The 8,836-nt window shown below is 34.0% G+C and carries 9 protein-coding genes; 5 read left to right on the top strand and 4 right to left on the bottom strand.

Annotation, left to right across the window (positions count from 1 at the left end; genetic code table 11):
• On the bottom strand, positions 1–194 hold a 194-nt coding region (locus D6734_11980; GenBank protein RMF92555.1), incomplete at its 3' end, for a hypothetical protein.
• Between the two features lie 130 nt (positions 195–324).
• Between D6734_11980 and queD the strand changes: the two genes are divergently transcribed.
• From queD to D6734_12000, 4 genes are read left to right on the top strand one after another with little or no spacing between them, the layout of a single operon-like run.
• Positions 325–702, top strand: coding sequence for a 6-carboxytetrahydropterin synthase QueD (gene queD, locus D6734_11985; GenBank protein RMF92556.1), 378 nt, complete (start codon positions 325–327; stop codon positions 700–702).
• Entirely contained in the window at positions 696–1,334 is a 639-nt protein-coding gene (locus D6734_11990; GenBank protein ID RMF92557.1) for a radical SAM protein, read from the top strand. Before queD ends, D6734_11990 begins: the two co-directional genes overlap by 7 nt.
• Complete coding sequence (gene queC, locus D6734_11995; GenBank protein ID RMF92558.1) at positions 1,334–2,038, top strand: 7-cyano-7-deazaguanine synthase QueC; 705 nt, start codon at positions 1,334–1,336, stop codon at positions 2,036–2,038. The genes D6734_11990 and queC overlap by 1 nt, the downstream gene beginning before the upstream one ends.
• A gap of 15 nt (positions 2,039–2,053) precedes the next feature.
• Positions 2,054–3,676, top strand: coding sequence for a hypothetical protein (locus D6734_12000; protein ID RMF92559.1), 1,623 nt, complete (start codon positions 2,054–2,056; stop codon positions 3,674–3,676).
• 34 nt (positions 3,677–3,710) lie between these two features.
• Here the strand turns inward: D6734_12000 and tatA are convergent, their stop codons facing one another.
• Positions 3,711–3,905 carry a twin-arginine translocase TatA/TatE family subunit gene (tatA, locus tag D6734_12005; GenBank protein RMF92560.1) on the bottom strand — a complete coding sequence of 65 codons (195 nt, stop codon included), beginning with the start codon at positions 3,903–3,905 and terminating at the stop codon, positions 3,711–3,713.
• Positions 3,906–4,014: 109 nt separating this feature from the next.
• Between tatA and D6734_12010 the strand changes: the two genes are divergently transcribed.
• Complete coding sequence (locus tag D6734_12010; protein RMF92561.1) at positions 4,015–4,476, top strand: GNAT family N-acetyltransferase; 462 nt, start codon at positions 4,015–4,017, stop codon at positions 4,474–4,476.
• A gap of 9 nt (positions 4,477–4,485) precedes the next feature.
• Here the strand turns inward: D6734_12010 and D6734_12015 are convergent, their stop codons facing one another.
• Together D6734_12015 and D6734_12020 are read right to left on the bottom strand one after the other, a co-directional pair.
• On the bottom strand, positions 4,486–6,123 hold the full coding sequence (locus D6734_12015; GenBank protein RMF92562.1) for a PAS domain S-box protein: 1,638 nt from the start codon (positions 6,121–6,123) through the stop codon (positions 4,486–4,488).
• A gap of 207 nt (positions 6,124–6,330) precedes the next feature.
• Positions 6,331–8,823 carry a PAS domain S-box protein gene (locus D6734_12020; protein ID RMF92563.1) on the bottom strand — a complete coding sequence of 831 codons (2,493 nt, stop codon included), beginning with the start codon at positions 8,821–8,823 and terminating at the stop codon, positions 6,331–6,333.
• Positions 8,824–8,836: the final 13 nt, after the last annotated feature.

Raw genomic sequence — 8,836 nt, forward strand, 5'->3', positions numbered from 1 at the left:
GAATTCAGAGTTAAATCAGGGTCGGCAGTGTTAGTTATTTCATTGATGATAGAGATGAAATCCTCTTCTTCCTCTTCTTCAATTTCAAAGTTTTTATAAAGAGAAATTATTTTTTTTTTTGCTTTTTCTTTTTCTGTGAATGAATTTTTATTTTCAAGGAATTTATCTATTCCCTCTATTATCCCTCTTCTCATAGCTTATCCGTCTCTAATACCCCTAATGTTTTTCTCTTCCTTGACATATTATATTGCCTTTGCTACGCTTTTTTATCAATTAACAGTATTATGAGAGGTGTATTCTGTCAAGATTGTAAGAGAAGGCAATATGTATTCAGTGTCAATAAAATTGGATTTTTCATCTGCCCATCAGCTTCGAAATTATAAAGGGAAATGTGAAGCCCTCCATGGACATAATTGGAAGGTAGAAGCGGTGGTCAGTGGAGAGAAACTTAACTCATTGGGAATGCTCATAGATTTTCATGACCTAAAAAAAGAGCTTTCTGCCGTGCTTGAATTGCTTGACCATAAAAATCTCAATGAAACTGAAATTTTTAAGGAAATCAATCCAACGGCAGAGAATATTGCGAACTGGATTTATGATGAGATGTCTAAGAAAATCAACAATGGTAATATTTCAGTAAGTGAGATTAGAGTATGGGAGAGTGAGCATTCCTGTGCTATGTATTCAGGAAAAAGATGTTAGTAAAAGAGATTTTTTCGAGTATTCAAGGAGAATCCTCTTATAGCGGTATTCCATGTTTCTTTATCAGAACAAGCGGCTGCAATTTGAGATGTAGATGGTGTGATACTGTTTATGCCTATGAAGGAGGAAAAGAATATTCTGTTGATGACCTTGAGACATATGTAAGAGAAAGCGCCTTCCCTCTTGTATCTCTTACAGGAGGTGAACCTCTTCTACAAGAAGATTCCATTTCATTTCTTACCCGTATAGCATCGATGAGAGATAAAATAGTTTTGCTTGAAACAAATGGGAGTATATCTTTAAAAGATGTCGACGAAAGGGTAATTAAAGTAGTTGATGTTAAATGCCCATCAAGTGGAGAGGCAAAAAGTTTTCTGAATGAGAATTTGTCATATCTTGGAAAAAAGGATGAACTGAAATTTGTTATTGCTGATAGAGAAGATTATGAGTGGGCAACGAATTTTATTGAAAAAAATAAAGCCAGTAATTTATGCAAGATACTTTACTCTCCTATAATCGATAAAATGGATATGTCAAAATTAGTCCAATGGATATTAGATGATAAATTGAATGTGAGGTTTCAAATACAGCTTCATAAAATTATTTGGAAAAAGGGAAAAAGAGGTGTCTAATGCACAATAAGAGAGATGAAAAAGCAGTTGTCCTATTGAGTGGAGGATTGGATTCTGCTACAGTTGCAGCTATTGCCAAAGATGAAGGTTATGATATTTATGCATTAACTTTTTTGTATGGGCAAATGCATAGCATTGAAATTGAATCGGCAAAAAAGATTGCAGCCTTTTTAGATGTTGAAAATCATATGATTATAGAATTGCCCCTTGGTAGCTTTGCAAACTCAAGCCTAACAGGCGTCGGTAAAATCCCTATGGGTAGAAATATGAATGAAATCAGTTCAGGGATTCCTTCCACATATGTACCGGGGAGAAATATTATTTTTCTTTCTTATGCAGTAAGTTATGCAGAGTCGATTGGCGCAAACAATGTGTTTATAGGAGTCAATAGCATCGATTTTAGCGGATATCCTGACTGTAGACAGGAATTCATTGATGCTTTCCAAAAGGCGGTTGATACAGGGACGAAAGCAGGTGTAGAAGGCAAAAAAGGAATCCGAATAAGGGCTCCTTTGATAAACTTGAGCAAAAGAGAAATTATTGAAAAAGGATTGTCTCTTAATCTTGATTATTCCTTAACACACAGTTGCTATTCCCCAAAAGAAAATGGAATGCCTTGCGGAAAGTGCGACAGTTGTATAATCCGCAGTAATGCTTTTAAGGAAATTGGGATAGATGACCCATTAATAATGTTGTTTTCATAAGGAGATGAAGTTTCTATGAGCAAGGAGAAGAATATCAAGAAAGAGAAAGTAAAAGATTGCATTAAAAATTTGAATGAAATGTTTTTGCCTTATTTAAAGGATGAAGATAAAAATCCCCAAATTGGAGGTGTTGAAGAGAGATGGATATATGAGTTGTCTTCCGGTGAAGAAATAGTCGTTGAAGCTGCTGTAAAATTGCTTGAGAAATCTGACAGTAAATCCTTTTGGCGAATTGTTGATATTATGTGCCAGTTGAGGCTGATAATGTGCAATGAAATTTTGAATCAATTATTGTCTAAGGAAAAACTTGATGAGGTAAAAAGGGTAATTTGTGCAGATTTTTTGATAAGAGTATGGGGATTAGAATTTGAAAAACTTCCTGAAAAGATAAAAAGTATCATCCGGTTTAAGAAGGAGATATTGAAATTTAATAATTCCTCTGAAAGTCATGACAGGGAACTTTTGAAAGAATTGATTCACGGACTTACAGATAAAGAACTATATTCAGGTTTACTCTTAGCTGCCAAGGAAGTCAAAGCAGATGAATTAATTACATCTATTGAACCTCTAATAGGCATATCTGACAAATTCGAACTGGTCCTTATCAAACTATTGCCTGAAATATCTCCTGAATCCTCCATTTCATTGTTTGAAAAAATATATGCAGAGAATGAGAACAAAAAAATTAGAAAGGAGATAAATAAGGCGGTATATAAATTTAAGAAAAGCGGATTTGCAGTTGATGAGGAAAAGTTTAAGGAAGAGAAAAGAAATCCTATGCTTTCAGGGAGAGTTGAAACAGGTGGTTATGTAAGCGCAATGATGGATGGAGGGAATATTCAACTTATTGTATTTTATATTCATCATACCGTTAAAGGATATCATTTATTTACCGCTCTTAGGTCAATGAAAGAAGGATTGGTTGACTTTTCCGCAACCAAGGTATCCAAGAAAGGAATAAAAAAATACATTGACTACATAAGAAATGAGCGAAGAACTCCTGTTTTTCAAGTAAGCGCAGAGCACTGTCGTTATCTTCTTGATGAGAGTGTCAAAATCAGAAAATCAAAGGGAAAAGACTTGAATAGACAATATGAGAGATGGAAAGACTTTATCGTTGAACATATCGAATGTCCATGTAAAGCTGAAATATACAAGTATTTTGATGAAAATGACATTGACAAAAATTGTATTGATTCAATTGTTGGGCAGATGAATCCTCAAGAGATTTTGGCGCTTTATCTTATTGAGGACGAGGATATTGTCTCACTGTATAAAAAATATAATGAAATAGAGAAAAGCGGCATCATATTGAATGAGACACTAAAAAAAGAAGTTTCAGAGGAAAGAATAAAAAACTTAGTAGAGGAATTTTTTACTGACGAAAGAAGGCAAATTATCGTGAGGAAACTGGAGGAGTTATCACTTCTGCTTTTTCTGATGGGACAAAAAGATGAATCGAAGAAATTTCTCACTCTGGCAATTGATGCGGCTTCCGTATCTAAAAGCTCAGAGTCATTATTTCTAAAGAGGCTTATGGAAGAATCGCTTGAAAGTTATAGATTAGAATATGAAGCACGAAAAAAGGAAGAAGAAGGGCCTTCTTTAATAGTCAATCCATATAACGATAAGAGATAGTTGTTACGCTGTGTTTCAGGAAATGAGCAATGGATTATTTTTCATCAGTTGGTTTCTTTGTTGTCTCATCAGATTCATTGCCGGAATTGTCTAATTCTTTCATAGATTTTTTGAAGTTTTTAATTCCTTTGCCAAGCCCTTCTCCTATTTCGGGAAGCTTTCTTGCCCCGAAGATGAGAAAAGCAATGAGAAGGATTATAATCAATTCCTGCATTCCAAGACCAAACATTTCATTCCTCCTTTGAAGTAAAGAGCCTCAATTATGATAATATAGATTATGACCGAAATGTCAATTTATGTTTTAACTCGATAAATGATAAAATTGATAAAAATTTATTATGGATATGGAAAAGGGAAGAAAAGAGAGATTGAAATGTTATGTAGTTGACAATGAAAAGGAAATGAATGCTTGTTTCAATATTCGTAAGAGTGTTTTTGTTGATGAATTAAAGATGTTTGAAGAAAGCGATGTCGATTCATTTGATGAAGAAGCGGTACATATAGCAGTTTCTGATGAATCGGGAATTATTGGGACAGTTAGGGTTTATAAAGATAAAAAGGGAAATTGGTTTGGTGGACGCCTGGCGGTAAGAAAAGGGAAGAGACATGGTATTGCAGGAAGACTTCTGGTGAAGAAAGCAGAAGATATTGCACTTAAAAATGGTGCCCATACTCTTTTCGCATTGGTGCAAAAGAAAAATGTAAATTTTTTTAAAAAGTTGAAGTGGGAAGTAAAAGAAGGTCCTTTTGAATATTATGGCATCCTGCACTATCTAATGAAGACAAAACTTGATAAATGAGAAAAATGTTTATTTCTTATCCTTTGTAATATCAAGAGTAGCTATGTAACAGCTAATCTCTCCGTTGCCGTTGGAAATAACATTGACGAACCTTTTGATCTTTTTACGAATTCCATCTTTACGAATAATATTATATGTAATTTGGAATTCCTTGGTTCCATTTTTGATATTCTCATTTATCGTTTTCATTATGTCATCACGCTCTTCAGGAACTATGAATTTTGAGAGAGTTTCTCTTGTAACTTCATCTTTGCTAATTCCATATATTTCACATATTTTTTTATTGCAATAAACCAATTTTCCCTTTTCTATTATTGTAATTCCAATTGATAGGTTTTCAGCTAAGTTTTTGAAGCGATTTTCGCTTTCAACTAATTTGGACTCTGACCTTTTTCTTTCACTTATATCTCTTGCAATATTCAAGATCATTGTTTTGCCTTTGATTTTTATAGGAAAGGATCTAATTTCGATAGGTAGATAGGTACCGTTTTTCCGTTTCAATGTAAACTCTGTTGGACCTGCAGGCATTCCCAGAGTAGTCTTTCCTAACATTTCAATGGCTTTTGGTATCTGATCGGCGGAGAGCATATCTGTTTCTATGAAATTGATTCCTTTCAGCTCCTCTCTATCATAGCCGGATATCTTTTCAGCTTCAAGGTTCCCATCAATAAAATTTCCAGACTGGTCTGTAAGATAATAAGCATCAGGTGCATATTCAAAAAGCAGTTTTAATCGTTCTTCATTTTCCTTTAATTGTTCTTCAGTCTGTTTTCGAGCTGTTATGTCTCTTCCCACAGATTGAATTTCCAAAATTCTTCCTTTCTTATCAAAAATTCCCCTATCAATCCATTGAATCCAAAGTGTTTGTGAATCATCTTTTTTTATTTCTCTTTCGCTAATTTCATAAGGATTGTCAGGATTCAGACGGGCGATAATTTCATTGATTTTCTTCGATTCATTTTTATCAAAAAAAGTAAGATAGTTTATATCAGATAAAGGAATATTTTCGATTTTAAAAAAATTCATAAAGCGCAAATTCGCATAGATAATCTTTCCGTCAGGCAGCCATCTAACTATCATTTCTTCCTGACTTTCTATTATAGCTCTGTATTCTTCTCTACTTTTGATAAGTTCTTTTTCAATATTTAATCTTTCCATTTCAGTTGATGTGCGGACAGCAAAGATTTTTAGGATAGATTCTGCAATATTTACATCTTTTATGATTTTTGTATGGACCAAGCCCATTACCCCAATTGGCAATCTTTTTGAATCAAACAATGGAATTCCGACATAGCCTTCTGCATTCATTTCTTTTAATATTCTATCTTTTGGAAATAATGACTGGATATTTTTCGGATAAGAACAAAGTTTTTTACCGACTACATTTTCACAGGGCGTATCCTTCAACAAGTATTCGAAATTTTCAATGGCTTTACCTCTTTTGGAAACGGCAAGAGTTTTGATTTTTTCTGATTCTTTATCTATGAGCATTCCTATAAATGCGTAATCCACATTCAACATTTCTGTTAAGATTTTGACCACTTGTACAAAAAAATTTTCACCGGTAATCTTTGAGAGCGTTTCTGCAAGATAATGGAGAGATAGGTCGACTATCTTTTTTTCCAATCTTTCTTTTGCAACTGCCATATGTCAAAATTGATAATTAAATTGAATTTTGGTCTCTTTTTAAAAAGGAAAATCCTCTGCCAAAAGAACGAAAAAATAATTTGTTCAAAATTTATTCGATAACTATTTTTTTTTCTTAAGAAATTATTGATTTGTTTCAAGGGAGAAAATTATTTGGATTCTGTGGCTAATTTCTTTGTCGAAACTTGTTGAAAATTTTGGTTATTTTTAATTTGGGCTTTTTAGGATTTCTCTGATTTTTTTTGCCATTTTTTTGATATTGAATGGTTTTTGAAGAAAAATATCGCCTTTATCTGTTTTTTGAATCTCCTCGATGGTATTGTTTGCATAACCTGAGACATAAATAGTTTTCATTTGAGGGTATATTTTTTTTAATTGATTTGAAAGTTCATTTCCTCTTATACCCGGCATTATCATATCAGTTATTAAAAGATCAACACTGCCTTTGAAAACTTTTATTCTTTCAAGCGCTTCATTTCCATCTTTAGCCCGAAGAATATTATATCCGAGCATATTAAGTGATTCAGATAGAAGGTTTCTTACTCTTTCGTCATCTTCTACAATTAGAATTGTTTCATTACCAATTATTTTGTGCTGTTCACTGAGGTCTTTATCTGCTATTTCAGCCTGTTCTTCTGTTTCAGGAAAATAGATTTTAAAAGTAGTGCCTTCATTAAGTTTGCTCTCGCACCAGATAAAGCCACCGCTTTGCTTTACAATTCCATAGACCGTAGAAAGGCCAAGTCCTGTGCCTTTCCCCATCTCTTTGGTCGTAAAGAAAGGTTCAAAAATTCTGTTTTTTGTTTTTTCATCCATTCCTCTGCCTGTATCGCTTATTGATAGCAGTACATACTTGCCGGGTTTATCAACTATACGATTTTTGCTTATATACTCTTCTGTAAAATTGACAGAATCGGTTCCTATTAGAAGCTTTCCACCATTTGGCATTGCATCTCTGGCATTTACAATTATATTGATTATTACCTGTTCAATCTGAGTTGGGTCGGCTTTAATGAGTTTTGCCGGTTTTTTCAGGTTTAAAATTTGTTCAATATCTTCTCTTATAAGGCGCGATATGATTTTTGATGTATCTTCAATAAGTTTGTTCAAATCTATTATTTTCGGCTGAAGAATCTGTTTCCTGCTAAATGCAAGCAAATGTTTTGTAAGGTTTGAAGCTCGTGTTGCCGCTTTTTCTATTTCATTGATATATCTTAAAAGATTTGAGTCCTTATCTTTTATTTGTTCTGCAAGAAGTTCGCTGTATCCAAGAATCGCTACCAGTAGGTTATTAAAATCATGGGCAATTCCGCCTGCAAGTGAACCAATAGCTTCCATTTTCTGGGACTGCCTCAATTGGTTTTCAAGATTGATTTTTTCTGTAATATCTCTGAAGGTGTAAATCCTTTTTTTTCTTCCCTTGGAAAAAAAGTATGAAATGTTCATTTCTGCCGAAAAGATTTCTCCATTTTTTCTTTTCATTTTTAAGGTGTATGTTTGAAGTGGTTCAAAAACTTTATCGTAAATGTCTCTTGAATTCTCATCCACTATCTTTTCATCTGTAGTTATATCTTGCCATTTCAATGTGGTAAATTGTTCTTTCTCATAGCCAAACATATTGATTGCCGCCACATTGACATCTTCGATGCATCTTGTTTTGTCGTCAATTATTATTACGGCATTTGAGGCATTGTTGAACAATTCTCTGTATTTCTCTTCAGACTCCTTCAATGATACAATGGCTTCAATTCTTTCTGTTATATCAGTTATGACAACATAGTTGTACCTTTTCCCCTCTTCATCAATGCGAAGGTTTGTTGATTTTCTAACACATCTTTTCGTGCCGTCTTTACGCTGAATCCAGTAATCCATAGCAAAATGCATTTTTCCAGCATGAATGTTTTTTTCTGTTTCTTCAAGTACCCTTTCTTTGTCTTCAGGCACTATGAAGTCTGTTATGGTGCTTTCAGTTATTTCATCTTTTGAAATTCCATATATTTCACACAATCTGTTGTTGCAGTACACCATTTTGTCTTCTTCAATGATTGCAAGTCCATCACTTATATTCTCGACAGTTTTCCTAAAACGCTCTTCGCTCTTTAAAAGGTTTTCTTCTGCCTCCTTTTGCTTCGTAATGTCTCTTCCTACTGACTGGATTTCTATCAACTTTCCATTTGAGTCAAAAATTCCTCTATCTATCCATTGATTCCAAGCAATTGTGCCGTCAGCTTTTACAACGCGATGTTCATCTTTTTCAATAGGATTATCAGGTGTAAGATATGATATTTTTTCTCGCAGTTTTTTTCTGTCTTCTTTTGCTACATAAGGCATAATGCTTGTGCCTATTGCTTCTTGGGGAGAAATACCAAAATATTTGAGGTAGGCACTATTAGTAAATGTGCGGGTGCCATCCGGTTTCCATCTCACGATTAATTCTTCTTGGCTTTCAACTACTGTGCGGTATCGTTTTTCATTTTTTATCAGTTCCTCTTCAACACGGATTCTTTCCATTTCTGTTGCAGTTCTTGTGGCAAAAAGTTTGAGAATTGATTCTGCAAGTTTTGGATTTTTGAGCGGTTTTCTATCAACTGCGACGATTATTCCAAGAGGATTCCCGTTCGAGTCGAATAAGGGCGCACCCACATAGCTTTCAATATCCATATCTTGCAAGAGAATATCTTTTGGAAAGCTTTTCTGCACATTTTGAGGATAA

This window comes from Candidatus Schekmanbacteria bacterium (genome assembly GCA_003695725.1).
Classification (GTDB): domain Bacteria; phylum Schekmanbacteria; class GWA2-38-11; order GWA2-38-11; family J061; genus J061.